Below are 26,961 nucleotides of genomic sequence, written 5' to 3' on the forward strand. Positions count from 1 at the left end.
GTCTATTTTTTTAAGCCTGATTATAGTTAAACGTAAGTTTCTTACAAAGAATCCAGAAAGGCATTAATCTCCTCTTTCGTGCTGCGGTGAGGTTTTATTTTTATCGCCTGCCAGCCTGATGCTGCCGTGGTATAAGAAACTGAATCCAGATAATAATACATTTTGGTTTTGGCAATTACCACCAGGGTAACCTCTGTATTAGCCGGTATTTTTCCGGATATAAAAGCGCGGCTGATAATTTCAGGGTTAAGCCGTATAACACTACGCTGGTTTTTAAGCACCGCATATACACTGGCCGTTTTATTGGTACATATAGGTGGTAATATCACCGCCAGCTTGGTTTGGGCGCTACCAGCGTTTTCGGCTTCCCGTCCGCAACCCATCCATCCGGTTTTAGGGGTAAGCAGGTTATAACCAAAGGTAATACCTGCGTTGCCGGTTTGTGTAAACGGCTGCAATAAAGCCTGGTTCGACAGCCCAAGCCAGGTAAAGTTGCCCGTATTGTAAATAGTTGTATCTCCGTAAAGTGGTCTGTTTTCATTATGCAGGCCCGCAGGGGAAACAAAATGAATATTTATCATCTTTCCCGGAGTTAGTGTAAGCGCCTTGTTGTTTTGCGATACCGTTATTTTAAAGGCCGCCGTATTATCCAGCAACCCCTCTGTATTGCTATAAGTAGGGCGTGCAAAGCGGATGAAATCGCCTTTGGTTCTGGCATATAATAACGATACGTTTACTTTGCCGTTTACAGCGCCTCCATTGCCGGTGGTGCAAAAGCCCGCAGGGCAAAACACATCTGCCAGCCTGTTAAAATGCAAGGTATCGCCCCCGGTTACCGGGGTGGTAAGTGTTTCTGTATAAGCAGCCGTAAAAGCGGTATCCAGCGGGTGGATAAACGTACGGCCAATAACCGTCCACGTAGTATCTTCATAAGATACAAACTGCGTAGTACCCGGCTCTTTTTTACAGGAACAAAAAAATAATATGTATACCAGTACTAAACCGGACAGAAGTTTCATACACGCTTCCATTTAATAATAAGATACCATTACGTTTAATAACGTTGCCCGCCATTTAATCTATAACGTATGCCCAGCGACAAGCCGGTAGTTGTAAACTTCTGGTTAAATGCCTGCCCGTTCTGCGTCATGTCAGAAAAGTTATACCGCAACCACGGCTCAGCAAATAAATCCATATTTTCATTAATGGTTTTAATAATACTCACACCCGCATAAGCACCCAGTCCAATGTTTTTGCGGAACACTTCACTGGTACCCTTAACACCATTCACTATGCTGGAAGTATCTGGCAGTTCGCCGGAATACCAGGAACGCAGGTTGATAACAGGGCCTGCATTTACTGCAAACCGCCATTGACTATTACCCCATTCGTAGCTTAATAACACCGGAATATCTATACTTCTGTACCGGTTCTTTACGCGCTTTTCTATATACCCAATCTGCTCGTAGGTGGTGGTATCCCGCACAACTATTGTATCGCCCGGCGAGTTGGAAATGGTGTGAGTGGTTACTACCGTAACAGTTTTCCGCTCGTTCTCTAACCGGTAATGAAAGTTTTCATTAATCTGCGAGTATTGCAGGCCTGCTTTCAGCAATAAGTTTTCTGTAAGTGCCTTGCTCAGCCGTACACCTGCTGTAAACGAGGTGCGCAGGGAAAGCATGGTATCACGCTTGGCTGTATAACCATCGGAGCCATAATTGGCAGAGGACTGGCGGAACACTTTATCCGGCGATGCATATGCTTCAATAAAAAGATCGCTGGGCACGGTGTTGCGCACCGGCGGGCAGCGGATAATAGGAAAGAAGCTATTGTCCCGGCTTTGAATATACTGCCTTAACAGCATAGCGTAATTGGCTTTCTGCGCAGCAGGTATGGCTGCGGTTTCTGATGGTAGTGTTACAAACGCAGCCTGGTTAGTTACGGTAGTACCTGACTGTAATACATTATTAGAAACAGGATTTTGGGCGTTTGTTATGCCATTGCCCTGAGCGGCAGCTGTAGCATTATCTGAAATACTACCGGGAGATTGCAGGGGACGTATTTTTTTACCACTACCTGAGCGGAGTGGGGGAGTGGTGGCTGTTGCTGCATTATTGCTACCCGTAGCTGCTTCCACATTATCCTGTGTATTGGCATCAGGGGTAGGGGCAGCTTTCGTTTTTTTATTGCGGCTAACACCGGTGGTGGTTGCAACAGAGGAACCGGCATTTTGCGAATTGGGATATGCTTGTGCAGTAGTAGCGCCGGGCTGTACAGAAACAGTTCCTGGCGTTTTATCTGCCACTGTAGCATCTACGGCAGTGACTGGCTTATCAGTCAGACGCGTATTTTTTCCGGAGGTACTTACGTAAAACCACGTAGCACCGGCCAGGGCTAAAACAAGTATAGCCGCGGCGCTATACCAGCGGCGGAAGAGAAGAACAATCTTTTTGTCCTCTTTTTCAGGTCTTAGTTCTTCTTCAATTCTCGTCCATAACCCTTCAGGAATCTTACTGCTATGATCGCGTAGCTTGTCCTGAATAAAGTCGTCGAACAGTTTGTCTGTCATTGTTATACAGCAATTTTCTGCAGTTCTGTTATCTGGTTCTGAAGCATCTTCCGCGCCTTTACTAACTGGCTGCGGCTGGTGCTGGGTTGTACATTCAGTAACTGGGCAATTTCCTCATGGCTGTATCCTTCTATCACACTCAGGTTAAACACCACACGATACCCTTCGGGTAGCGCATTAATCAGCTTCAACAGTTCCTCTTCCCCCAGGTTTGAATACACATATGGGTCCATTCGTGGCGAACTTTCCTGGTGGTCAGAAATCTCTTTAAAACTGATCTTTTTCTTCTGTAACTGCTTCAGTGCACTGTTTACCACAATACGCCGCAGCCAGCCTTCAAAAGAACCCTCAAATTTAAACTGGTGTATGTAAGAGAAAATGCGGATAAAGCCTTCCTGTAATATATCCTCTGCTTCACTGGCGTCTGCAGCATAACGCAAGCATACAGACATCATTTTACCAGCGTACAACTCAAAAAGTTTACGCTGGCATGTAGCATCTTTTCTTATGCAGCCTCTAATCAGTTCATGTTCTGTCACCAGGCAGTACCGTTTTACGCACCTTACAATAATAGATACCTAAAAATAGCATAGCGCTGCCCGCTTGGCCGGTAAAATGCTGCATACGCTATAAATGTCGCTACAATCGCCTGAAATATCTGCCGTTTACAATAAAAACTGGCTTTGTATATAGTCGGTAACGTCTACCAGATTGTTTTTTTCATGAAAAACAGCCAGCTGCCTGTCGGCGCCTGTTCCGTTGGCGAGAATATCGTTTACCAGCTTTATCGCATGTCTGCTGCCCAGGTGGTCCAGCACATCATCCGTAAACTCCAGCAGCTCATCAATCAGCACCCGGGTATTCACTTCCTGTTCTTTACCAAAATCTATAAGAGTGCCATCTATGCCATAACGGCTGGCCCGCCACTTATTTTCGTTAATCAGCGAACGGTGGTACATATTAAAGTTCAGGTTCTGGCTGCGCAGTTTGTACAGCTTGGCACAGATAGCCTGAAAAAGGGCAGTAATAGCAATGGTTTCCTGCACCGTCATAGGTACATCACAAATGCGGAATTCAACGGTATTGAAAAACGGATGCACCCGTAAATCCCACCACACCTTCTTGGCATTGTCAATGCAATTGGTTTTAATCAGCAGGTTTACATAACTCTCATAAGCTTCTGTGCTTTCAAAAAAGTCGGGAATGCCCGTGCGCGGAAACTTATCAAATATGCGGGAGCGGTACGATTTATAGCCGGTTAAACGTCCCTCCCAGAAAGGGGAGTTTACGCTGAGGGCATATACGTGTGGCAAAAAATAACGGGCCGAATTGGCAATGTGAATGGCCATTTTGCGGTCTTCCATGCCTACGTGCACGTGCAGGCCGAAAATAAGGTTGCTGCGGGCGGCTTCCTGCAATTCATCTACAATCTGGCTGTAACGGATATGATCGGTAATCAGCTGGCTTTGCCAGTGGCTGAAAGGGTGAGTGCCGCTGGCACCGAGCGTAAAACCGAGATCTCCCGCAATTTGCGATACAGTTTTACGCAGGTTAGCTACATCATGCCAGGCCTCATCAATGTCAGAACAGATGTCTGTTCCCACCTCCACTACTGCCTGGTGCATTTCTGCCTTTATCTTGTCCTTGATCAGTTTATGCCCTTCGGAAACAATCAGCTGTTCATGGCTCTTCAGCTCGCGGGTATGCGGGTCTAAAACCATGTACTCTTCTTCTACGCCCAGGGTAAAATGCTTATAATTGAGAGTGCCCATTCGGGTTTAAATTACAACTTCTTTATAACATAAAAAGCCATCCTTTTGAGGGATGGCTTTTTATCAGTATGCGTTTGAAATTATTCACCTACAACTTCAAATTCAATTTCGTGTGTATTGCTACCACCGAAATCAAGAATTGCTTTGTAAGTACCTAATTCTTTCACTTCTTCAACAATAGAAATGCGCTTGCGGTCAATCTCGTAACCTTTCTGGTCACGGATAGCACGTGCAATCTGCAGGGTAGTAACGCTACCGAAGATTTTACCGCTGGTACCTGTTTTAGCGCCTACTTTAATAGCAGACTCTTTCAGTACAGCAATAACTTTGTTAATCTCAGCCAGCATTGCTGCTTCTTTCTTAGCTTTTACCTTCAGTTTCTCATCTAACTGTTTCAGGTTAGAAGGAGTAGCTTCGATAGCTAATTTTTTAGGGATCAGGTAGTTACGGGCATAACCGTTTTTAACGGTAACCAGTTCAGTGCTACCACCCAGGTTGTCTACGTCTTGAATTAAAATTACTTGCATGGTTCTTTGTGTTAGTATCCCAAGGGCCCAATCATTTCTTTCAAATTGATTCAGACTGTCTCTTCGCTGCTGCGGAGATTAGGGAATGGTTACTAGAAAGGAAAAGCCGAAAGTCAAAAACCAAAATTCAAAAGTAAAAAAGCAAAACAGAGTGCTCTGTAGTAAATTTCCCTTTTTGAATTTTAATTTTTGACTTTTGAATTTATTTCAACAGATCAGTTACATATGGTAACAGAGCCATTTGGCGTGCTTTTTTTATAGCTTCACCCACTTTGCGCTGGTACTTCAGAGAGTTACCGGTTAAACGGCGTGGTAAAATTTTACCTTGCTCGTTTACAAACTTCTTCAGAAACTCAACGTCTTTGTAGTCGATGTACTTAATACCGTATTTTTTGAAGCGACAGAATTTCTTCTTAGGCTTCTCCTGCTTAATGGCGGTTAAGTATTTGATTTCATTTGCTTTTGCCATGATAATTAACCCTCCACTTTTTCGGTTCCGGTTGGTACACCACTTCTTTTCCTTGTATTGTACTCGACGGCGTATTTATCGAGTGCAGTTACCATGAAACGCATGATCTGCTCATCGCGTAACATCTGGATTTTAAACTTCTCATTGAAGTCGGATGGCGCAGAATACTCCAGTACCCAGTAAATACCAGTGGTCTTCTTCTGGATAGGATACGCCAGTGATTTTAAACCCCAGGGATTGCTGTGCGCTACGTTTCCGCCGTTTTCTTTAATGAAATCAGCGTACTTTTTCTGAGTAGCTTTAAACTCGTCCTCAGAAAGCACAGGGGTAAAAATCACCATCAATTCGTAATTGTTCATTACCCTGAATTTTGATTAAAATAATTAATTGGGCTGCAAAGGTAAATAAATTACCCAATAAATCAAACTGTATTCCTGGTGGCTTAGGTGGCTGATTATCAGTGGTATAACCCAAAATAAACCTTTTTAACGTCACGCTGGCATCTGGCTGGCCAGCTGGTATTGTTATTGCTTAATTACTATAAGCAAACCTGAAAAACTATGAAAAAGAATAACAGCTTTACCACTGAAAGTGATGTAAAAAACGTAGAAAACAAGCAAAGCGAACAACAGAAAGTAAGAGAAGGGCAGCCAGATAGCTCCATCCTGTCCGATAAAGACCCTGTTGTAAAAAACGACAAGGCATTTAAAGAACAGGACGAATTTATCGATCGCAACAATAACCGTAAATCAGAAGGCTGATGGTTATGAGGGATTAATTACGAACTGCGACATGGGAGGAAAGTATAGCATCTTTTTCCAGTCAATGGCAAAAATTCTTTCCAGTACACTTTTTAATTCCGGCAGAGAGGAGGGTTTCACTGCATACAGGTTGGAACCCTCCCGGTAGCAGAATTCAATATTATGTAAATCCTGCAATGAGGAGTATACAATAATAGGTAACGAATCGTATTTGCTATTGGCTCTTATTTCCTTCAGGCATTGCTGGCCCGATTTACAGGGCATTAGTATATCAAGGAAAAGGATATCGGGATGTTTTTCTTCCAGCAGCTTCATTAACACCTCACCATTCTCGGCTCTGGTTAACAGTACAGCGAAAGACATTTCCTGAATAGCCAATGAAAAAACAAAATAATCATCATCATCGTCATCTGCGAGCAAAACGTGGGTGGGATCTTCATGTAAAGCATTCATAAGTGATTATTTAATTGGCTTTTCAAAGCTTACGCTTGTCAAATGTAACTCTTGCACCATTCTGTAACAAGTACGCAAAATATTAAAAAAAATCATACCGCTATGTGTACATTTACTGATCCTGCATACATGCCTGCAATGAAACATAGAGATACATACGTTCTTCTCTTTGGCAACAATTGTGCGCAAACAACGCAACTGGTACAATTGCTGCGCGAATACTGGGCTTCTGCAACCATACATCTGGTAAGCGATGCAGAAGCGCTGATGGCAGGTATTGCCCGGCAAACGCCGGATATGATTATTATACCGGGTGTGGAAAAGCGTGACCAGTATTTTATCAGCTGCATTAAAATGCTCCGCAGCAAACAGGAAATAGACAACATACCCGTGTATGTATACAACACTATTCCGGTGCAGAAAGATCTGGATCAGCTATGGCAGCAGATACAGCAACGCCGTCGGTAACGCTGCTTTTTACCTGTTTTAGCAAGGCGATATACACCGGAAAATGATCGCTGAAACCACCTCTTACTTCCGTGCCTTCCCAAAAGCGCATGGGATATCCGGTATACCTGCCCTGCTGTTCTACCATAAAATCAGGCTTATAAATATAGGCGGCATGAAACATAAAGCCTGCCTGCTGTTTACGCAACCAGTTGTTGCTGGTAATAATCTGGTCAAACAAACCCCATGCATCCCGGTACGCCAGGGTTCCATTGCCTTTTTTATACTGCGCCAGCCAGGGATTGTACAGGCCCGCAGGCAAAGCAGTATCAGCCCGGCCGCTGGCTTTCAGGCTGTGGCTGATGCTCTGGCTTACAGGATCATCGTTAAAATCGCCCATAATAAGTGCCTTGGTATCCGGCGTACGCACACAAACCGAATCCCAGTGGCGCTTACATATAAGTGCTGCCGTTTGCCGTGCAGGTGTGGTACGCGTTTCGCCACCCAGGCGGCTGGGCCAGTGATTTATATATATATGTACCACTTCTCCGTCCAGCCGGCCTTTTATCCATAGTATATCACGCGAGTAATAATGGTAGCTACGGGCTGTATCCAAAGGGCCTTCATCCGCCTGTTTTAAACGTGCATAGGCGGCCGCGCCTTTAATAAGCACAGGCAGGCTGGCGCTGGTATCGGGTTGAAAGTATACCGGATTGTACAGCAACGCTACATCTACCCCGCGTGCATCGTGCGAGTTGTAATGGATAATGCCATACTGCCGCTGTTGCAGTAAAGGATGTTGTACCAGATCTTCCAGAACACATTTGTTTTCTATTTCTGCCAGCCCTATCAGCGCAGGGCCGTCTGCACTTTTATCGGTACCCATGCCTGCCAGCACGCGGGCAATGCCTGCCACCTTCTGCTGATAAACGGTAGTGTTGTAATGGCGTATGCCGGCAGGTAAAAACTCTTCATCACGTACGTTCTCATTATCTAACGTATCATAAAAATTTTCACAGTTATAAAATGCAGCTAAAGCAATTTTGTATTGTTGCTGCGCATAAGATGTTATAATATTTATATATATCAGCAGGCATAATGTCACAAAGGCTTTGGTAACAGTGCTTTTCTTTATCATGTAATGAAAATACAATCATAAATTTTAATTGGCAGATTAAAATACAGCCTGCACTTTTGCTGCCAACCAATTCTAATGCTATGAAAACATCTGCAATTTTTGCATGTATTCTGTTGCCATTTGCTTTGCCTGCACAGGTGCCCGATAGTATCCGGCTGGTTACGCTGGAGGCATTACAGCAATCGGAAGAAACACCTGTATATGTATCTTCCTTACTTACCGCTTCGCGCGATCCGGTGGCGGCAGCAGCAGCTTTTAATTTCAGTGCCGTTCGTTTTAAACAAAGAGGGTATGATGCTGATTTGCTTGAAACAGGTATTAACGGGCTGCCCATGCAGAGCCTGGAGAATGGATACGCGTTCTGGAGTTCGTGGAGCGGCCTTAACGAAATGCTCCTTAACCGGCAGAGCGTTGCAGGAGGTAAGAGCAATAGTTTCGCTTTTGGCCTTCCGGGCGGTTTTACTCATATAGATATGCGGGCAGGCAAACAACGCAGGCAAACTGCTACGGGATATGCATTTGCCAACAGACAATATACACACCGGTTCTATTATGCAAGGGCTACCGGTTTTAACAGCAAAGGATGGGCATTGGCTTACTCGTTGGTAAGCAGAACAGGAAGTAACGGCTATGTAGAGGCGGCAGACTACAATAGCCACAGTTACTATGCAGCCGTTGATAAAAAAGCAGGTACCCGGCACCTGTTCAGCCTGGCTGTTTTTGGGGCGGCTACACGGGCGGGCAGGCAGGCAGCTACCTTGCAGCAAACAGCACAGCTTACAAACAACAACTATTACAATGCTTACTGGGGATATCAGGATGGCCGGAAGCGGAACAGCAGTTATTCCATAGTACACCAGCCGCAGCTGATTGCCACGCACGACTATCACCCCAACAGTCATACTTCGGTTATTACTGCATTGGGCATTACCACAGGAAGCCGCAAAGTAACGGGGCTGGATTGGTATAATGCAGCAGATCCAAGGCCTGACTATTATCGTTATCTGCCCGGTTATGCTGCCAACGCGGCACAGCGTACGCAACTGGAAAAAGCATGGGCAGAAGATGAGGAAATAAGCCAGGTTAACTGGAACAGGCTATATGCAGTAAACAGAGCCAATACCGCTACTATCTATAGTGCAGATGGCATGGCAGGCAATCATATTACCGGCCTGCGATCGTTGTATATAGTACAGGCTGCTGTAAACCGGATATTCAGGCTGGCGGCAAACAGCGTGTTAAATACGCACGTGGGCAGGCATGCTGCATTTACTGCCGGCATCAGCTACCAGCGTCAGCAAAACCGGCGCTTTAAACAGATAAACGATTTACTGGGAGGTGATTGGTTTGTAGATTGGAACCAGTTTGCGGAAAGAGATGATCCGGGAAATAACCAGGTACTGCAGAACAATCTGGATAAACCCAACCGTTTGGTAAGGCAGGGCGAAACTTTTGGGTACGATTACAGCTTAACCTTTTCACAGGCAGCCGGTTTTATGCAACTGGTTTATACATTGCCGCATGTGGATTTGTTTGCCGGTGGCAATATCTCCCGGCAGCAGTATTTCAGAACAGGTTATATGCGCAATGGCTTGTTTGCAGATAACTCATTGGGCAGGTCAGCCACACATGCGTTTACCGGCTACGGCTATAAAGCAGGCTTTACTTATAAAATAAACGGGCGGCACTATGCCTATATACAAGCAGCAGTAATCAGTCGCCCGCCACTGGCAGCGAATGTATACCTTTCTCCGCGTACCCGTAATACGGCGCAGGCCAACGCGGTTGCAGAAACCATTCAAACAGCAGAGGCAGGTTACCTTATTCACGCACCGCGTTTAAGTATACACGCTTCAGCCTACATTACGCAGATGAAACAGGGCATGAAGGTGCTGAGCTTTTATCATGATGAGTACCGGAATTTTGTTAACTACGCATTAAGTAATATCAATAAGTGGCATGGAGGTGTTGAGCTGGCAGCAGAAGCCAGCGTAACACCAGATATTACTTTTACAGCAGTAGCAGCAGTGGGCAGATACTATTACAACAGCCGGCAACAGGCATTGGTAACTGCAGATAACAGTGAAGAAATACTGGAAAAAGCCACTGTGTATAGCAAAAATTATCGCGTAGGCAATACCCCGCAGGAGGCCTATAGCGCGGGTATTACCTATCGCTCTCCCGATGCGTGGTTTATCAGCACTACTACCAGTTATACGCGCCGCCAGTGGCTGGAGGCAAATCCGCTGCGCCTTACCGCAATGGCTACAGATAATGTAAGCCCCGGCTCTGATGAGTTTAAAGATATATTACAGCAGACAGAATGGCCTGCACAGTATACCGTTAATCTGTTTGCAGGGTATACCTGTAAAGCGCCCTATAAAAGAATGGCCAATACATGGATGACGATATATGCGGGAGTAAACAACCTGCTTAACAACACCCGTATTATCTCCGGTGCCTATGAGCAGTTACGGTTTGATTTTGAAAGCAAAAGCCGCCATACGTATCCGCCTAAAATGTGGTATGCACAAGGTACCACTTTCTATCTCAGTATCAATTTCAGATTTCAATAATAAACCGCGCCATTATGAAAAATGTTTTTTTGCTGTGCATGCTGCTGTCGTGGTCGTGCAACAGAGTATTTGATGCACCCGAACCTTTCCCTGATGCAGATATAAAAGCTACTATTACCATACAGGATCTGAAAGCATTACACGCTGTAAAAGGCCGCTTCGACAGAATTACAGCAGATGGGGTAATTGCCGGTGTGGTAACTGCAGATGACCGCAGTGGTAATTTTTACAGAAGTATTGTACTGCAGGATAATACCGGTGGTATTGCACTGCTGCTGGAAAGAACAGGATTGTATAACGATTATCCTATAGGCAGAAAAGTGTTTGTAAAAGTGAAGGGCCTTATGCTGGGTGATTACCGGGGGCTGATACAGCTGGGGGCAGATGTGGACGTTAGTGACCCGGCAGATATTACCTTAGCTGGCATTGCCGCTTCTTTACTTAGCAGGTATCTGGTAAAAGGTAGCCTGAATAATGTGGTGGTGCCGGCAACAGTAACAAAAGCCCAGCTGACTACTGCTTTGCACGATCCTTATCAGAACACACTGATACGCCTTAACAATGCTGAGTTTGCGGTAGCAGACAGTGGCGCAACCTATGCCAACGCAAAAGCCAAAATAACAGGCAGCTACCGGCTGTATACCTGTACAGATACGCTTGTTGCGGTGCGTACCAGTGCCTATGCCACTTTTGCGGGCATACGGCTGCCAGCAGGCAACGGCACCGTTACCGGCATTTACAGTGTGTTTAACAGTGAAAAACAATTGATGATACGCGATACAGCAGATGTGCAGTTAAAAGCGCTGCGATGTACACGTGTAACAGTACCGGATGTGGAACAGCCGTATACGGCAGGTATTGCGCTTACAGCATCACCCTTGCTGTTGCATTTTAATGCGCTCGATAGTGTATTGCCACAGGGTATGTATCTGTACACAGGTGCCACTGCTACTGGCATTGGTACCGCCACCAACTTTATACATAGCCGTACCAGCTGGGCTAATACCAGCGGAGGGTTTAAAAACTATGCTTCTGCTGCAGGTTTACAAATGCAGAGTACACAGGCGCAGCAACAGGCAGCTAACGACAGGGCAGCAGGTGTGCGGCAGGTTACTGTAACAGATAAAGGTGTGGCTTTTGTGTTTGAAATAAACAATACCACCGGCAAAACGGGAATAGAGTTAGATTGGAATATGCAATCGCTGGATGCAGGAGCAGAGCGTACTACACAATGGACGGTTGATTATGCACAGGGGCTTAACCCAACAGTTTTTACGCCTTTGCAAACCATACCGGAAGTGGTAATCACCGGTGGCGGGCGCTTTAGTAATACCCCTATAAAAGTAGTGCTGCCGGAAGTGCTGCATAATAACAGCAGAAAACTAACGCTGCGCATTGCTGCATTACAGGCTACTGCAGGTAGCGGCAGCCGCGCTACCACTGCTATTGATAATGTGCGTATCAGCTGGCGTTAGCCTTCTTTTACCATTTCCAGCGTTTGGTCGTCAATATCTGCCTGGCGTGCCTTCCATTTAATAAGGGTGCTGCCGGTAAACAGAATGCCCAGACTTACCAGTGCGCAGCAGGCCATCATACCCGTCATGGGTACAGCTGTATGGTTACTAAGCAGGCTTACCATGGCAGAGGTAAATGCTCCGGCACCCATTTGAATGGCACCCATTAAGGCAGATGCACTACCAGCCGTGCGGCTGAAAGGAGCCAGCGCCAATGCAGAAGCATTTGGAAAGGAGCAGCCCTGGCAGCAGAGAAATACAGATATCAGGGCTATGATAGAAAACAGATCCAGCAGGTGCATGGTGGTACCTATAACCAGCAGGCATGCAGCAGTACTCTGGCATAACAGAGCTGCCTTAATAATCTGTTCACTTCTGTATCTTTTCAGCAAAAAGTTATTCAGCTGGCTGCTTAACACGTAGGTGGCGGCAATGCCGGAAAATATCCAGCCATATTGCTGTTCAGTTACGTTATACAACTCCATAAATACGTAGGGTGAACCAGATATATAGGCATACAGGCCTGCCGCAGAAATAGCACCGGTAAGTGCATAAGTATAAAACTGAGGCGTTCTGAGCACAGAGGCAAAGTTTTGAATAATGGGGCCGGGTTTTAGGGAAAGTGTTTTATCTGGCTGCCTGCTTTCCGGCAACAGAAAATGGGTGGCCGTTATAATAGCAATTCCCATAAGGGTTAAAGCCACAAACATATATTTCCATCCAAAGGTGGTGGTAATATAGCCGCCAACGGTGGGGGCTATAATAGGCGATACGCCTATTACCAGTATCAGCAATGAAAATACTTTGGCACTTTCATGCACCGGAAACAAATCGCGCACCATAGCGCGGGAAGCTACCATGCCTGCACAACCACCCAGGGCCTGCAACAGCCGCAGTATTACCAGCATATTTACCGAGGTAGAAAAAGCGCAACCCAGCGATGCCAGAATATAAATAGTAACCCCAAAGTACAAAGGCTTTTTGCGGCCATACCTGTCAAGCAAAGGACCGTATAACAACTGCCCGGTAGATATGCCAATAAAAAAACTGGATAAGGATAAAGCAACCTGTTCTACAGTCGTATGCAGGTCGCGTGCAATGGCCGGAAAACCCGGAAGGTACATGTCTATAGAAAAAGGACCTATTGCTGCCAGTAAACCAAGGATAAGGATGAGGATAAAACGATTACTCGTTTGTTGTATTAACATGCCGCAAAACTAATACTTACGCTTGATAGTTCATTTAGCTTTACCTTGCGGCTTAGTATATTATAACCAGTTCACAAAAGCGTAACATTCGGCATGGCAGTGCAAAAAAGAGGGCTGAAAGATATTACAGGGTTATTCAGAGAGTCATTCAGGTTGCTGATCAGTAACGATCCGCTACGCCTGGCTGGCGCAACCGCGTTCTTTACCAGCTTTGCATTGCCCCCCATTCTTATTATCCTTACGCAGATACTGGGGTTGCTTTTTAATCGCAAAAATGTAAGTACTAATTTATACCACAGGCTGGAAGAAATTGTAGGGCGCGATAGTACCCAGCAGGTTATTACCACTTTAAGAGGGTTTCGTGGCCTGGCGCATAACTGGCTGGTAGCAATAGGTGGTTTTGTATTTATGATATTTGTGGCCACCACCTTGTTTAAAGTAATCAAAAGTTCGCTGAATCAGTTGTGGATGATACGGGTACCCGTACGGCAGAACTTCCGGGCTACTATGGAAGATCGTTTACGCTCGCTGGCAGTAATTCTGATAGCAGGTGTGCTTTTTATGGCAAGCGTGCTGGCCGAAAGCTTGCAGGTGCTGCTGGGTAACTATTTGCAGGAAATACTGCCGCAAACGGCAGTTATAGTAAACAGTATACTTACGCAGATTGTATCTATTACCGTGGTTACTACCTGGTTTGCCGTAATGTTCCGGTATCTGCCCGATGGCAAGCCTACCTGGAAGGTGGCTATAACCGGTGCGCTGTTAACCAGTCTGTTGTTTACAGTAGGCAAAGTAGTACTAAAGCGCCTGCTGCCAGGCAGCAACATCGGGCTTATTTTCGGTACCTCAGCATCGCTGGTGCTGCTGTTGCTTTTTGTATTTTACTCTTCTATGATACTGTATTTTGGCGCTGCCTTTACCAAAGTGTGGAGCCAGTACAAACAAAAGCCCATCCGCCCGTTACGGGATGCGCTGTTTTTTGAATACGCAGATATCACTGATACTGAAGAACGTTAAAAATATTTTTCTGCCGTAAGGCCAAAGTTCAGCAGCAGGGTTTCCCGCTGTGTACGGTTGAATTTGTTATAGTTGAGCGAAGTGGTTAGGCTTAGCCATTGCCGCAGCTTTACAGAAACACTGGTAACAGACCTTACAATATAGTCGCTGCTATGGCGGAAGGAGTTTTGTAAGAAACTGCTGCTCTCAATTACAAACAGATTCTGCAATTCAAAATGAAACCGTAAGCGAAAAGAGTTACGCATGGTGCTGTATACATCCCGCGTGGTATCATTCATCATCAGATCGCTTTTTTCATACAAAATACCGTTGCTGATGTTAATCAGCGCATTCTTCCGGTTCAGTACATCATAAGCGCCGCCGGCGCCTGCCTGCAACTGATCGTTTATTTTCAGCGAAAAACTGGTAGTATAATTAGCCAGCCCCCAGAAGAAAAAATGTTTGGGGCCTTTGTACAGATTAAAGTCCAGTGTGGAGCCAAAATCGTTATTACTGAGTTGGCGGTTCTGCTGCCCGTACATCCAGTTATTGGTGGAGTTCAGTGAGATGCTTTTCTTTCTCACATTAAACTTAAAGTTATTGGTGAGTACGTAGGAAGAGCCATCGTTTGTTTGGTTGATAATGCCGGTAGCTGCATAACTAACGTAATAGTGCGTACTATCCGTAAACTGCGCCTTCCCTCCAAACCAGCACAGGCACAATACAACCAGGATACGTGTTTTCATATTCCGCAGCGGTACAATTACTATGCCTGCCGGCAACAGCCATTGTGTTATATCAGATCAAATGCGCGGGCAAACTCAATCAACTCGTATATGGTGGCTACGTTCAGTTTGCGCTTAATATTTCTGCGGTGGGTTTCTACAGTAGTAGGGGCAATAAACAGCAATGCAGCAATTTCACCGGCGTTTTTGCCCAGCGCCAGCCATTTCAGTATCTCTTTTTCTCTTTTACCCAGTTGTGAAAAAGTGTGGTAATGGTTGCGGAGAAACTGATTTTCATCCAGCAGACGGGATACCTTTCCGGTAATATGCTGATCGGGGTTTACCGGTATTGAAGTAGTGATGCTTAGCAGGGGCTGTTCTTCCTGATCGCGCAGCAATATTTTAATGCTGCTCATATGCCATACCCAGCCACGTTTGGGGCAAGTGCGTACCTGCTGAAAGAAAGTAATGGTTTCGTCTGAATTGCTTTCCAGCAAACGTCTGATTTTAGGAACATAATCTTTGGCATCGTCCGGATTAAAATACCGGTTATGGTATTCCATGTTCGACATTGCCCGCAGTTGTTCCAGAGATATATTCAGTTGCCGCAGGCCAGGGGCATTCATATAAAGAATACTCAGATCCTGAACGTTGTGTATAATAACCACGCCGGGATACTGGTCGGCCGTTTCGGCAATAGCAGCAATTGTGTCGTCAATGTCCGTAAGCAGTGCAGGGTAAAACATGTGTAAGTTAGGATTAACTGTTACTAAAATACCCGATTTCGGCTGTTTTTGCCCGATCAAGTGCTTAAAACAATATTATGTTTTTAAAAAACAGATGGCTACGTAGTTACATAGTGCACTTTTTTGTCATTTACCCGTAAAGGTGGCATTGTTTGTGAGCAGGAACCGAAAAGCGGGTACGGATAATGACCATGCCGGCCAGGGGCAAAAATTTTTTACTTCCCCCGGCTCTACCGATATTCGCGGCAGAACAATTGTTAGTATGAATTTGTCTTTTGATAATACAAGCGTGGCTTTTGCGTATAAGAGTGATAAAGAACTTAAAAATGCACGTTGGCTGTTTGAAACAATGGGGCTTACCTGGGTTTCGGCAGCGGGAGTGCGTTTAACGCCTTTTTTAATGAAAACCGGTTTACCGGTACACGGTTTAATCCGTAAAACCATTTTTAAGCAGTTTGTAGGAGGCGAAACGCTGGAACAAACTACTCAGGTTTGTAAAACATTGGGCGAGTACAACGTAGACGTAATTCTGGATTACGGTGTGGAAGGCAAAGAAGGCGAAGCAGAATTTGAGCACGCCACACAGGAGTTTATCCGCGTAATTGAATACGCAGCTTCTCAGAAAAACATTCCTTTCATCAGCATAAAAGTTACCGGCTTTGCACGTTTTGGCCTGTTGCAAACGCTGAACGAAGCCCCCAGGCTGAGAAGCGGTATTCACGATCATGAGCAGGAAAATGAAGAATGGAATAAAGTGCGCGAACGCATGTTCCGCATTTGCGAAGTAGCAGCAGAAAAGGGAGTAGGGGTACTGGTAGACGCGGAAGAAAGCTGGATTCAGGATCCGGTGGACAGGCTTACCATGGAAATGATGGAAGAGTTTAACAAAGACAAAGTAGTTGTATACAACACGTTTCAGTTATACCGGCACGACAGGCTTCGCTTTCTAAAAATGTCGCACCAGATTACGCAGAAACAAGGGGTGCTTTTAGGCGCAAAACTGGTAAGAGGCGCGTATATGGAAAAGGAAAGACTGAGAGCCAGCCAGAATAATTATGCTTCACCTATCCAGAGCGATAAGTCATTTTCTGATGGTGATTATAATGCAGCCGTTGAGTATTGTATTAATAACATCGATACCATTGGTACCATCATAGCCTCGCACAATGAGTACAGTAACCTGCGCGCAGCAGAACTGCTCGATTCAAAAGGTATCGCCCATAACCATCCGCACGTACATTTTTCACAGTTATATGGTATGAGCGATAACATCACGTTTAACCTTGCAAAAGCCGGTTTCTCCGTAAGCAAATACCTGCCTTTTGGTCCTATACGAGATGTAATTCCCTATCTCATGCGCAGGGCGCAGGAAAACAGCAGCGTAAGCGGCCAGACAGGGCGCGAACTGTTACTGATAAAAAAAGAATTGAAAAGAAGAGCAACAAAAGGCCAGGATTAACTCCAGGCCTTTTTGCTATATGTTTACAAACTTGTTTTTAATGGCGTAAATGGCCAGCCCCACCCGGCTCTTAATCTGTAGTTTTTCAAACAACGTATCGCGGTAACTGTCTACCGTACGCGGGCTCAGCCGCATTTTATCGGCTATTTCTTTGTACGTAAAATCACTGGCCGACCATTGCAGAAACTCAATTTCCCGTTCGGTAAGCTGAGGTATAGGATCGCCGTAAGCTAAAGGATGCTTGCTGTTAGGAGTATTCAGGGCGGCAATACCACGCCCTATCTGCACCGTCATCAGATCGTTAATAAAGTATTCCCCCTTCGATGCGTAAATAATGGCATTGTGCAATTCCTCAGGGTCGCACTCCTTCAGTATATAACCCTTTACGCCCGCATGCAGCATCTTTAGCACATGCGCTTCATCAGTAAGCATACTCAGCGATAGGGTGCTTAGTGTAGGGTAGTGTTGCATCAGGTGGTTAGCCGTTGCATAACCATCCATCTGCGGCATATTCACATCCAGTATCGCTACCATCGGCAGTTCCTTGCGGCCCTTCAGCTGGTCAATCAACTCCTGGCCGTTGCCAGCCTCCACCACCACCTGGCAGTCTTCAAAGTCGTTAATCAGGTTAACAAGTGCTTTTCTCAACAGCGTATGGTCATCAGCTATAGCAATAGTAATCATGCAGGTTACAACGTTTTTTAGAATAACAGTAAGCTTGTCCGCAACTAAAATAGTGCGTTCAGCGCTATAAAAAACATAACTGCTAAAATTTAAGAAACAGTGAGTTACCTTAAATAAGGCTGTTAAATACTGCTTAGGTAAGTACCGTTAAAACACGGTATGGTTCCGGTGAATTTGCACATGGCAGGTGTAAAGCTGTGTACTAACTTGCGCTTGTAAATGCTGGGTTCTGGGGGGAATTCCTTGCATTTACCTCGAAACAGTAAGTTCGAATAGCTCCTTTTATAGGGAGCTATTTTTGTATCTTGCACCATCATGCAACAATATTTACAGTTACTTCAGCATATTTTAGACAATGGTGCGGTAAAAACCGATCGCACCGGAACAGGCACTACCAGTTGTTTTGGCTACCAGATGCGGTTTAATCTGCAACAGGGTTTTCCACTGGTAACCACTAAAAAACTCCACCTCAAAAGCATTATTCACGAGTTGCTCTGGTTTTTAAAAGGCGAAACCAATATTGCATACCTGAAAGAGCATGGAGTACGCATATGGGATGAGTGGGCCGATGAAAATGGCAACCTGGGGCCGGTATATGGCAAACAGTGGCGCAGTTGGCAAGGTGCCGATGGTAAAACGGTTGACCAGATTACCGATGTAATCAAACAGATCAAAACCAATCCGGACAGCAGGCGTATGATTGTAAGTGCCTGGAATGTGGCCGAACTGCCGGAAATGGCGTTGATGCCCTGCCATGCACTGTTTCAATTTTATGTAACACCTGCCACAGAGCCGGGTGGAAGAGGTAAACTATCCTGCCAGTTGTATCAGCGCAGTGCCGATGTGTTTCTGGGCGTGCCCTTTAACATCGCATCTTACGCTTTGCTTACGATGATGATAGCGCAGGTTTGTAACCTGGATGCGGGTGAATTTATACATACGTTTGGCGATGTGCACCTGTACAGCAATCACCTGGAGCAGGCAAAACTGCAGCTGACCAGAACGCCATACCCGCTGCCGGTAATGAAACTGAACCCGGCAGTAACAGATATTTACAATTTTACGTTTGAAGACTTTACCTTGGAAAACTACCAGGCTCATCCGCATATTAAAGGCGCTGTGGCCGTGTAATCTTTTGTAGCTATGAAAATATCCCTTATAGTTGCTGCGGCAACAAACAACGCAATTGGTAAAAATAATCAGCTGCTCTGGCACTTGCCAAACGACTTAAAGTTTTTCAAAAACATGACCTGGGGCATGCCGGTAGTAATGGGGCGCAAAACATTTGAAGCACTTTCCGGCCAGCCTTTGCCAGGCCGGGTAAATATTATTGTTACCCGCAATGCAGATTGGAAAGCCGAAAACACAATGGTGGTGAACAATGTAAAAGATGCACTGTTTCTGGCACAGCAACACCACTATGCCGAGGTAATGATAAGTGGCGGCGGTGAAATTTATAAAGAAACACTGGAGCAGGCCGATAAAGTATACCTTACCCGTGTACACGCCAGTTTTGACGATGCAGATGCCTTTTTTCCGGAATTGGATAAACAGAAATGGCACCTGACATCTAATCAGGATTGTGCCGCAGATAGCAAGCACGCATATGATTACAGCTTCCAGGTGTGGGAGAGGAAATAAAACAAAGTATGTATTCAAAGTTTCAGCTCAGTCTCAGATATATTCAATATTGGCTTCGTTCTTCCAACAGCAAAGGGCATGGTGTTCATTCTCCCTTTGTATTCAGTTTTATTACCGATGTGTTAAACGATAAAGGCAGTTACTACTGTTATCAACCTATAGAAAGCCTGCGTGCCGCTTTGCAGCAGGATAACACCGAACTGGAAATTGCAGATTTTGGTGCAGGCTCGCGCGTTAATTCCAGCAAACGCCGCAAGGTATCTTCCATTGCTTCCTCGGCATTAAAGCCGGCTAAATACAGCCAGCTTATGTTTCGTATGGTTAATTATTACCAGCCCGCTATAGTGCTGGAGCTGGGTACTTCGCTGGGTATTACCTCCTCTTACCTGGCCAGTGGTAACCCCGCAGCTAAAGTAATTACCATGGAAGGTGCGCCAGCTATTGCGACCGTTGCACGCAACAATTTTGCTTCGCTGCGTTTGGCTAATATATCACTGGTGGAGGGCAATTTTGATGAAACCCTACCCGGTACATTGGCTAAACTGCCCGCACCGGTGGACTTTGCCTTTGTAGATGGCAATCACCGTTACCAGCCTACCATGGACTATTTCAACCAACTGCTGGCTGTATCGCACGATCATACGATTATCATCCTCGATGATATTCACTGGAGCAGTGAAATGGAACAGGTATGGGAAGAGGTAAAGCAGCATCCGGCTGTAACCATGACCATCGACCTGTTTTTTATCGGCATCGTACTCATGCGCAAAGAATTCAAAATAAAGCAACACTTCTCTGTACGTTTCTGACAATATGCAGGAATGAAGCGTCACGTTAAGATTACAGTTAATTTTGACGCTTCAAATTGCAGACGTTGGCAGAAAACTTACCCATAGCATTCGTAAACTCACTGGAGCATTGTGCAGGCTTTGACCGCACCGCTTTTGAAGCGGTACACAAAGCAGGTGAAAAAGTAACCTCCGTTCGCCTGAATACCGCCAAAACGCAGGTGCCGGCGAACATAGGAGGACAGGAACTTTCGCCCGTACCCTGGTGCCCGGGCGCGTACTATCTGGCCCAACGTCCTTCTTTTACATTCGATCCGCTGTTTCACGCAGGCACCTACTATGTGCAGGAGGCAAGCAGTATGTTTCTCTGGTCGGTACTTAGTCAGGTGGCAGGCGAACCTGGCGGTGAGCGGGTGCTGGACCTCTGTGCTGCACCAGGCGGAAAAAGTACGTTGCTGGCTTCGTATTTCCATAACGGGTTGGTAGTGGCCAACGAGGTAATACGCACCCGCAGTAATGTTCTGGTAGAAAATAGTACCAAATGGGGTACCGGTAATATGGTAGTCACTAACAACGATCCTTCTCATTTTCAGGCGCTACCCGGTTATTTTGATGTAATGGTGGTAGATGCGCCCTGTAGCGGTAGCGGCCTTTTCAGAAAAGATCCTGAAGCCATAAGCGAATGGAGTGAAGATAATGTGACGCTGTGCAGTCAGCGCCAGCAGCGTATTCTGGCAGATGTATACCCCGCACTGAAAGAAGGCGGGTTGTTGATATACTCCACCTGCTCGTACAGCAGCGAGGAAGATGAAGAAATTCTGGACTGGCTGATGAAGGAGTTTGCCCTGGAAAGCTGCCCCGTTACCTTGCAGCCGGATTGGGGTATTGTACCCGTTAGCTCTCCTGAAAAGAAGGCAGCCGGTTATCGTTTTTATCCGGATAAAGTAAAAGGTGAAGGTTTTTTCATTGCTGCCTTCCGTAAAAAAGAACACAGCAGCGGAACTGTATTTGTTAAGAAAAACACATTATTAAGCCCCGCCACCAAACAGGAAGCAGTAATGGTTGCCGGCTGGTTACAGCAGAGCGAAGGCCTTTTTTTGTTTAAACAGAAAGAGACTATTATTGCGGTGCAGGAAAAATGGCGGGATGATATTGCGGCTTTACAGCAAACATTGCATATCAGAAAAGCAGGGGTTGCTATTGGAGAGATAAAAGGGAAAGACCTTGTACCCGACCACGCACTGGCATTAAGCTTGCTTGTAAAAAAGGACTTGCAGGTCTGGGAGTTTAGTAAAGAAAATGCTTTGCAGTACCTGCGGAGAAAAGATGTGGACATGGGCGAGGCCCCGAAGGGATGGACACTGGCACGCTATGAGGGTGTGAACCTGGGGTGGATGAAAGTGTTGCCGGGGCGCATGAATAATTACTACCCGGTGGAATGGAGAATATTAAAAGATTAAAATTACCCTTATTTTTATCGCATGATGAAACGTATTGTAGTACCGGTTATGCTGTTGATGTTTGTGAGTGGGCTGGCGAAGGCACAAACGAAGTATATCACGCATACCATTGCAGCGGGCGAAACCCTGTCTGCGCTGAGTGCAAAGTATAAAACCACGGTGGGAGATATCATGAGGCTGAATGGCATGAACGCCACCAGCAAACTGTCTATAGGCCAGGCTATTAAAATACCTAAATCAGGAGTTGCCGTACCGCCTAAGCAAACTGCAACGCCTGCACAACCGGCAGCGCAGTCGCCTGTATCAACTGCTCCGGCGTCTGCTACAGTGCATACCGTGCAGGCAGGTGAAACCTTATATCGTATTGCTACTACCTACCGCGTAAAAGTAGATCAGGTAAAAGCCTGGAACAATCTCGCTTCTGACAATGTATCTGTTGGTCAGCGCTTATACATCAATGGCAATGCGCCTGCTGGTGCAGAGCAGCCTGTAGTTGCCAAACCACAACCTGTACAGCAACAACCGGCACCGCAACCGGTAGCGCAACAGCCAGCTACGCAACCTCCGGCCCAAACACCGGTGCAGCAAACACCACCGGCAACTACTACTACGCCTCCGGTAGAAAATAAACCGGTGGTGAAAGAAGAGCCGCGGGTAGATGCTTCTAAAGTTGGCTCCGAAGGGTATTTCAAATCACTGTTTGGGGTAGATGTAGCTGGTCGCTCACTGGAATCAGCTACCGGCGCTGCTATGACCTTCAAAACCTCCAGCGGCTGGAACGATAAAAAATATTACATCCTCATCAATGATATTGCGCCAGGCTCTATAGTGAAAATTACTTACCCCGGCAGCGGCAAAACCATTTACGCCAAAGTATTATGGAACATGGGCAACCTGAAAGAAAATGAAGGTCTCAATTTCCGTATCAGCAATGCTGCGGCAGATGCACTGGGTGTAACCGAGCTAAAATTCCAGATTACGGTAGGTTATTACGATTAAGCGCATTGTGTATTTGGCTGGTTCAATAACATACAACCAGCTTTATGCTCATAAAAATGCCCCCTGAAAGTGTTTCACTTTTTGGGGGCATTTCAATTTATGTATAGCCTTTGTATTCGTTTCTCTGGCAGTGTTGGGATGGCTGTTTATGCTATGAAAAGCGATAACCTCTCAGAAAATCCTCCACCACCATACGTTTCTTTCCTTCCAGTTGCAGGTCCAGCACATAAATATAGCCGTCGGCACAGGTATATCTCAGATAGGTTTTGCCATCCGATTCCGGCACACCCACTGCTTTGCCGGTGCTGGCAATCTCCTTACGGCTTCTGTATATTTTGAGTGTTTTATCGTTCAGGTGCGTAAAAGCGCCCGGGTAAGGGCTTAAGCCGCGTATCTGATTATGAATTTCAGTAGCCGGTTTTTCCCAGTGGATTACACAGGTTTCGGTGAATATTTTAGGGGCATGTTGTAATACCAGCGATTCATTAGCTGCTACCACAGCCTGATCCTGCTCGGTAAGTTCGCCACTGGCCAACGCTTTTACTGTGTTCACCAGCAGTTGCGCCCCCAGCTCTTTCATTCTGTCATGTATTTCTCCGGCTGTTTCATCTTCTCCTATGGGCATTGAAGCCTGTTGCAAAATATTGCCGGTATCTATTTCGTGTTTTAGTTTAAAAGTAGTTACGCCGGTTTCTTTTTCTCCGTTAATAACCGCCCAGTTAATAGGTGCCGCGCCGCGGTATTGTGGTAATAAAGAACCGTGTACATTAATAGTACCCAGTGCAGGCATATTCCATATTACCTCTGGTAACATACGAAAAGCCACCACTATTTGTAAGTCAGCCTTTAGTTGTTGCAGGTCCGCGGCAAAAGCAGGATCTTTCAGTTTCACAGGTTGCAGCACGGTAAGCCCTTTGCTTTCTGCATATTGTTTTACAGCGCTCTGCTGTAGCTTCAATCCTCTGCCCGCCGGTTTGTCCGGAGCTGTAACAACACCCACAATCTGGCAACCCGCCTGCACCAGCGCATCCAGCGATGCAACTGCAAACTCAGGCGTACCCATAAAAACGATTCGGAGATTCTGGTAACTCATAGCACAAAAATAAACATCAGAAATCGGCATACAACAGGTATTTGCTGCGTATCTTTTTAAAAGCCGTTAAATCAGGCTGCCAGCTGGCTCTTATTTCCTGCTCGGTAAACCCTTGAATCAGCTGCTGCATCAAATGATTGTTGCCTGTCAGCTTATTAAAAAAGTAGTCCTCCGTTTTACCACTCTTCGCCGCTATAAAAAACGATTCTTTATCCGGGAAAGCCTCATAAGCCTGGAGCAGCCAACGTACACTTAACTGTCCTTTCAACTGCTGTAACACCGCCGGGCCGGTATTGTAGATGTTCCATCCATGACAAAGTTTGTCTTGAAGTTTAGGACTGCTGGCACCGTCTTTCTTTTGGGGGGTAAAAGAAAAAAGCGTGTCTGGCAGCGTAGGGTGACCGAATATAGCAAAAGGATGTTCTGTTCCCCGGCCTTCACTCAGCACTGTTCCTTCAAAAAAGCAGGTGGAAGGGTATAAATAAATAGTAGCCATATCCGGTAGGTTGGGAGAGGGCTTTACCGGAAGCTGATATAAGCTTTTATGGGTATAATTACGGCAGGGAACCACTTTCAGCGAAAACCCTTTTCCCGCAGCAGGCAACGCCGAAAGCCAATGTTCGCCTAACAGCATCTGAGCGTATTCTCCTATCGTCATACCATATACTACCGGAACCGGCTGCATGCCCACATGGCTGCTGTACTTTCTGTCTAAAACAGGGCCATCTACATAAAAGCCATTCGGATTAGGGCGGTCCAGCACCAGCAGTGGTTTATTATAAGTAATGGCGCTTTCCATATAATCCTGCAACGAAGAAATATAGGTATAGAAACGTACGCCAACATCCTGGAGATCAAACAGCATCAGGTCCACATCTTTCAGATCTTCTGCCGATGGTTTGTTTTTTTTGCCGTATAACGAAACAACTGGTATACCTGTTTGTTTATCTGTATAGTTGGCTACGTGAGCGCCGGCATCGGCCGTACCGCGGAATCCGTGTTCCGGACCAAATATCCGTACAATATCAATACCCAGCTGAAGCAGGCTATCCACCAGATGCCTGGAACCTATTACAGAGGTTTGGTTGGCAAAAACAGCTACCCGTTTTCCTTGTAAAAGGGGTAGATAGGAACTGGTTTGATAAGCGCCGGGGTAAATAACCGGTGCTGATTGTGCGGCAGAGGTACCAGATAACACGCACAAAAGCGAACAAAAGACAAGGAATTTATTCATGTACAATTCTTTTTCTGATAAAGACCGGGTGGTTTGTTTCACAAAATAAAAGACTACCTTGGCCGCCCGGAAATATTTTGACGATAAAAGAACCATAATTTTTCGGATAACGAAACAAAAACACAAACTATGCAACAGGTTAAAAAAGGTGATACAGTTAAAGTGCATTATCATGGTAAACTCACCGATGGTTCTACTTTCGACAGCAGCGAAGGACGCGAGCCGCTGGAGTTTGAAGTAGGTAGTGGTATGGTAATTCCAGGTTTTGACAACGGTGTACTGGGATTAACAGTGGGAGAGAAGAGAACTGTGAATATTCCTGTTGATCAGGCATACGGCCCTAAAAGAGAAGACCTGTTCATGGAATTTCCGATAGATCGTTTCCCTGCCGACCTTACTCCTGAAGCAGGTATGGTATTAAATATGAGCAACGGTGAAGGACAGCAGATGCCTGTTGTAATTGCTGAAGTAAAAGAAGATGTAGTAGTATTAGATGCTAACCCGCCTTTAGCAGGCCAGGATCTGGTTTTCGATATTGAACTGGTAGAAATCAGTGGCGGAAGCCCCCTGATTATCATGCCCTAGTGCCTGATCGGTTAGACTTTATCATAATTGGAAATGCCCCCTGAAAGTGTTTAACTTTTTGGGGGCATTTCAGTTTTGTAATCACTTCAAATTCCGATACAACTTCTTTTTTTTGTATTCCTGATGGAGTTTGGGAAAGTGTAAGTGTTTCTCTTTGCTGCTTTTATTAAAACATCCGTGCATTCCGAAATCTGGAGATTTTCCAGTGCAGGTTGGCTGGTGCTTTATCGGAGCATATACCAGGAATGTAGCCCGCCTGCTCCACAGAGTGAGTCAGGAACGAGTCATAGCTATATCAGGACGAGTCAACTCCCACCCTGGTGCATGGATAGTGCATAGATGGAGCATACCAACAGCATAGATACTGCATAGGGAGTTTATGGGATATACGTGTTTTGCGCTTTTTCATATGTGGGACTCATCCCCACATATGTAGCGATGAGTTTAGCAGCTGTGGGCATCATCCCCACAACTTCCCCGGAAATCGGGGCAGTTGTGTCGCGTTCATCCAGACAGCTGTCTGGATGAACGCGACACACGGCTGAATCAGTCAGACAGCTATCCCACTCAGTGCGCCATACGTCGCGGTGGCTCATCCGTGTGTCTGACTCATTGCGACGTATGGCGCACTCATCGCGACGTATGGCTGACGCGTTCAGCCGTGCGGATGGTTGAACGGGACGTATGTCTGAGCCGCCCAGACAGTTGTACCACCCTCCGCGACGCACGGCTGGTTGGGCGCGACAGCTATCCCATGCTCCGCGACTTATGTATGACTCGCCGCGACAGCTGTATCACTCACCAGCACCGTGGTAAAGTGAAGCGATACATGCTAAATGCTTAAAGAATTGTGCACGAAAAAAAGCTTGCTGGTAGCACAAGCTCCTCTGAATACACATTCCGGCAACAATTTTTTCATAAAAAGATGAAATAGATTTGTTGAAAACAAAATCGACCTTATCTTTGCCGTCCGCTTAATGAAAACGGAAGCTCTTTAAAAGGTTGACAGTCAGAAATAAAAAGGTTCAGAAATCTGAAAATAAATTTGGAACTGAAACTTTAAAACTGCTACCTTTGCAACCCGCTTTAAAAGCGGAACAGTTCTTAAAAAGTATTG

Annotated in this window: 27 protein-coding genes; 12 read left to right on the forward strand and 15 right to left on the reverse strand. The window is 45.7% G+C overall.

Going from position 1 to position 26,961, the window contains the following annotated elements:
* Positions 1-41: 41 nt before the first annotated feature.
* From IEY13_RS29210 to rpsF, 7 genes are all read right to left on the reverse strand, one after another.
* Positions 42-1,019 carry a hypothetical protein gene (locus IEY13_RS29210; RefSeq protein WP_188959251.1) on the reverse strand — a complete coding sequence of 326 codons (978 nt, stop codon included), beginning with the start codon at positions 1,017-1,019 and terminating at the stop codon, positions 42-44.
* A gap of 35 nt (positions 1,020-1,054) precedes the next feature.
* Positions 1,055-2,569, reverse strand: a complete 1,515-nt coding sequence (locus IEY13_RS29215; protein WP_188959253.1) for an outer membrane beta-barrel protein — start codon at positions 2,567-2,569, stop codon at positions 1,055-1,057.
* A gap of 2 nt (positions 2,570-2,571) precedes the next feature.
* Positions 2,572-3,108 (reverse strand): RNA polymerase sigma factor, encoded by a 537-nt coding sequence (locus tag IEY13_RS29220; protein WP_188959255.1) that lies wholly within the window; start codon positions 3,106-3,108, stop codon positions 2,572-2,574.
* A gap of 126 nt (positions 3,109-3,234) precedes the next feature.
* Complete coding sequence (locus IEY13_RS29225) at positions 3,235-4,341, reverse strand: carboxylate-amine ligase (RefSeq protein ID WP_188959257.1); 1,107 nt, start codon at positions 4,339-4,341, stop codon at positions 3,235-3,237.
* 80 nt (positions 4,342-4,421) lie between these two features.
* Positions 4,422-4,868 carry a 50S ribosomal protein L9 gene (gene rplI, locus IEY13_RS29230; protein WP_188959259.1) on the reverse strand — a complete coding sequence of 149 codons (447 nt, stop codon included), beginning with the start codon at positions 4,866-4,868 and terminating at the stop codon, positions 4,422-4,424.
* A 202-nt stretch (positions 4,869-5,070) separates the two neighbouring features.
* Positions 5,071-5,337: a 30S ribosomal protein S18 gene (gene rpsR, locus IEY13_RS29235; protein ID WP_076382480.1), complete on the reverse strand. Its 267-nt coding sequence runs from the start codon at positions 5,335-5,337 to the stop codon at positions 5,071-5,073.
* Between the two features lie 5 nt (positions 5,338-5,342).
* Positions 5,343-5,696 (reverse strand): 30S ribosomal protein S6, encoded by a 354-nt coding sequence (gene rpsF, locus IEY13_RS29240; RefSeq protein ID WP_146839609.1) that lies wholly within the window; start codon positions 5,694-5,696, stop codon positions 5,343-5,345.
* A 201-nt stretch (positions 5,697-5,897) separates the two neighbouring features.
* Between rpsF and IEY13_RS29245 the strand changes: the two genes are divergently transcribed.
* Positions 5,898-6,098, forward strand: a complete 201-nt coding sequence (locus IEY13_RS29245) for a hypothetical protein (RefSeq protein ID WP_188959261.1) — start codon at positions 5,898-5,900, stop codon at positions 6,096-6,098.
* Between the two features lie 3 nt (positions 6,099-6,101).
* Here IEY13_RS29245 and IEY13_RS29250 read toward each other — a convergent pair whose 3' ends face one another.
* Complete coding sequence (locus IEY13_RS29250; protein WP_188959263.1) at positions 6,102-6,551, reverse strand: response regulator; 450 nt, start codon at positions 6,549-6,551, stop codon at positions 6,102-6,104.
* Between the two features lie 138 nt (positions 6,552-6,689).
* Between IEY13_RS29250 and IEY13_RS29255 the strand changes: the two genes are divergently transcribed.
* Positions 6,690-7,019, forward strand: coding sequence for a hypothetical protein (locus tag IEY13_RS29255; protein ID WP_188959266.1), 330 nt, complete (start codon positions 6,690-6,692; stop codon positions 7,017-7,019).
* On the opposite strand, the gene IEY13_RS29260 is transcribed toward IEY13_RS29255, so the two are convergent.
* On the reverse strand, positions 6,958-8,136 hold the full coding sequence (locus tag IEY13_RS29260; RefSeq protein ID WP_188959268.1) for an endonuclease/exonuclease/phosphatase family protein: 1,179 nt from the start codon (positions 8,134-8,136) through the stop codon (positions 6,958-6,960). The two genes, IEY13_RS29255 and IEY13_RS29260, sit on opposite strands and share 62 nt — an antisense overlap.
* An 80-nt stretch (positions 8,137-8,216) precedes the next feature.
* Between IEY13_RS29260 and IEY13_RS29265 the strand changes: the two genes are divergently transcribed.
* A complete protein-coding gene (locus tag IEY13_RS29265) occupies positions 8,217-10,712 on the forward strand; it encodes a TonB-dependent receptor (protein ID WP_188959270.1) in 2,496 nt (831 codons plus the stop codon).
* Positions 10,713-10,726: 14 nt separating this feature from the next.
* The gene (locus IEY13_RS29270; protein ID WP_188959272.1) at positions 10,727-12,187 is read left to right on the forward strand and encodes a DUF5689 domain-containing protein; all 1,461 of its coding nucleotides are present in this window, start codon (positions 10,727-10,729) and stop codon (positions 12,185-12,187) included.
* Here the strand turns inward: IEY13_RS29270 and IEY13_RS29275 are convergent.
* Positions 12,184-13,434 carry a multidrug effflux MFS transporter gene (locus IEY13_RS29275; protein WP_188959274.1) on the reverse strand — a complete coding sequence of 417 codons (1,251 nt, stop codon included), beginning with the start codon at positions 13,432-13,434 and terminating at the stop codon, positions 12,184-12,186. The two genes, IEY13_RS29270 and IEY13_RS29275, sit on opposite strands and share 4 nt — an antisense overlap.
* Before the next feature lie 93 nt (positions 13,435-13,527).
* Between IEY13_RS29275 and IEY13_RS29280 the strand changes: the two genes are divergently transcribed.
* Complete coding sequence (locus tag IEY13_RS29280) at positions 13,528-14,451, forward strand: YihY/virulence factor BrkB family protein (protein ID WP_188959276.1); 924 nt, start codon at positions 13,528-13,530, stop codon at positions 14,449-14,451.
* Here IEY13_RS29280 and IEY13_RS29285 read toward each other — a convergent pair.
* Together IEY13_RS29285 and IEY13_RS29290 are read right to left on the reverse strand one after the other, a co-directional pair.
* Positions 14,448-15,176 carry a DUF481 domain-containing protein gene (locus IEY13_RS29285; RefSeq protein ID WP_188959279.1) on the reverse strand — a complete coding sequence of 243 codons (729 nt, stop codon included), beginning with the start codon at positions 15,174-15,176 and terminating at the stop codon, positions 14,448-14,450. The two genes, IEY13_RS29280 and IEY13_RS29285, sit on opposite strands and share 4 nt — an antisense overlap.
* 47 nt (positions 15,177-15,223) lie before the next feature.
* Positions 15,224-15,901, reverse strand: a complete 678-nt coding sequence (locus tag IEY13_RS29290; protein ID WP_188959281.1) for a response regulator transcription factor — start codon at positions 15,899-15,901, stop codon at positions 15,224-15,226.
* Between the two features lie 154 nt (positions 15,902-16,055).
* On the opposite strand from IEY13_RS29290, the gene IEY13_RS29295 reads away from it, so the two are divergent.
* On the forward strand, positions 16,056-17,360 hold the full coding sequence (locus IEY13_RS29295; RefSeq protein WP_229688068.1) for a proline dehydrogenase family protein: 1,305 nt from the start codon (positions 16,056-16,058) through the stop codon (positions 17,358-17,360).
* A 15-nt stretch (positions 17,361-17,375) separates the two neighbouring features.
* On the opposite strand, the gene IEY13_RS29300 is transcribed toward IEY13_RS29295, so the two are convergent.
* On the reverse strand, positions 17,376-18,044 hold the full coding sequence (locus IEY13_RS29300; protein ID WP_188959283.1) for a response regulator transcription factor: 669 nt from the start codon (positions 18,042-18,044) through the stop codon (positions 17,376-17,378).
* Positions 18,045-18,359: 315 nt separating this feature from the next.
* Between IEY13_RS29300 and IEY13_RS29305 the strand changes: the two genes are divergently transcribed.
* The 5 genes from IEY13_RS29305 to IEY13_RS29325 all read left to right on the forward strand — a co-directional run bounded on the left by IEY13_RS29305 (position 18,360) and on the right by IEY13_RS29325 (position 22,932).
* Positions 18,360-19,175, forward strand: coding sequence for a thymidylate synthase (locus IEY13_RS29305; protein ID WP_188959285.1), 816 nt, complete (start codon positions 18,360-18,362; stop codon positions 19,173-19,175).
* Between the two features lie 12 nt (positions 19,176-19,187).
* Entirely contained in the window at positions 19,188-19,685 is a 498-nt protein-coding gene (locus IEY13_RS29310) for a dihydrofolate reductase (RefSeq protein WP_188959287.1), read from the forward strand.
* A gap of 8 nt (positions 19,686-19,693) precedes the next feature.
* Entirely contained in the window at positions 19,694-20,494 is an 801-nt protein-coding gene (locus IEY13_RS29315; protein ID WP_188959289.1) for an O-methyltransferase, read from the forward strand.
* A gap of 65 nt (positions 20,495-20,559) precedes the next feature.
* Complete coding sequence (locus tag IEY13_RS29320; RefSeq protein ID WP_188959291.1) at positions 20,560-21,933, forward strand: methyltransferase RsmF C-terminal domain-like protein; 1,374 nt, start codon at positions 20,560-20,562, stop codon at positions 21,931-21,933.
* Between the two features lie 21 nt (positions 21,934-21,954).
* Positions 21,955-22,932, forward strand: coding sequence for a LysM peptidoglycan-binding domain-containing protein (locus IEY13_RS29325; protein WP_188959292.1), 978 nt, complete (start codon positions 21,955-21,957; stop codon positions 22,930-22,932).
* Positions 22,933-23,083: 151 nt separating this feature from the next.
* On the opposite strand, the gene fmt is transcribed toward IEY13_RS29325, so the two are convergent.
* Both fmt and IEY13_RS29335 read right to left on the reverse strand, forming a co-directional pair.
* Complete coding sequence (gene fmt / locus IEY13_RS29330) at positions 23,084-24,025, reverse strand: methionyl-tRNA formyltransferase (protein WP_229688069.1); 942 nt, start codon at positions 24,023-24,025, stop codon at positions 23,084-23,086.
* A 16-nt stretch (positions 24,026-24,041) separates the two neighbouring features.
* Positions 24,042-25,259 (reverse strand): exo-beta-N-acetylmuramidase NamZ family protein, encoded by a 1,218-nt coding sequence (locus IEY13_RS29335; protein ID WP_188959294.1) that lies wholly within the window; start codon positions 25,257-25,259, stop codon positions 24,042-24,044.
* A 129-nt stretch (positions 25,260-25,388) separates the two neighbouring features.
* Between IEY13_RS29335 and IEY13_RS29340 the strand changes: the two genes are divergently transcribed.
* Positions 25,389-25,844 carry an FKBP-type peptidyl-prolyl cis-trans isomerase gene (locus IEY13_RS29340; protein ID WP_188959296.1) on the forward strand — a complete coding sequence of 152 codons (456 nt, stop codon included), beginning with the start codon at positions 25,389-25,391 and terminating at the stop codon, positions 25,842-25,844.
* Positions 25,845-26,961: the final 1,117 nt, after the last annotated feature.

This window comes from Filimonas zeae, assembly GCF_014641615.1.
GTDB lineage: Bacteria > Bacteroidota > Bacteroidia > Chitinophagales > Chitinophagaceae > Filimonas > Filimonas zeae.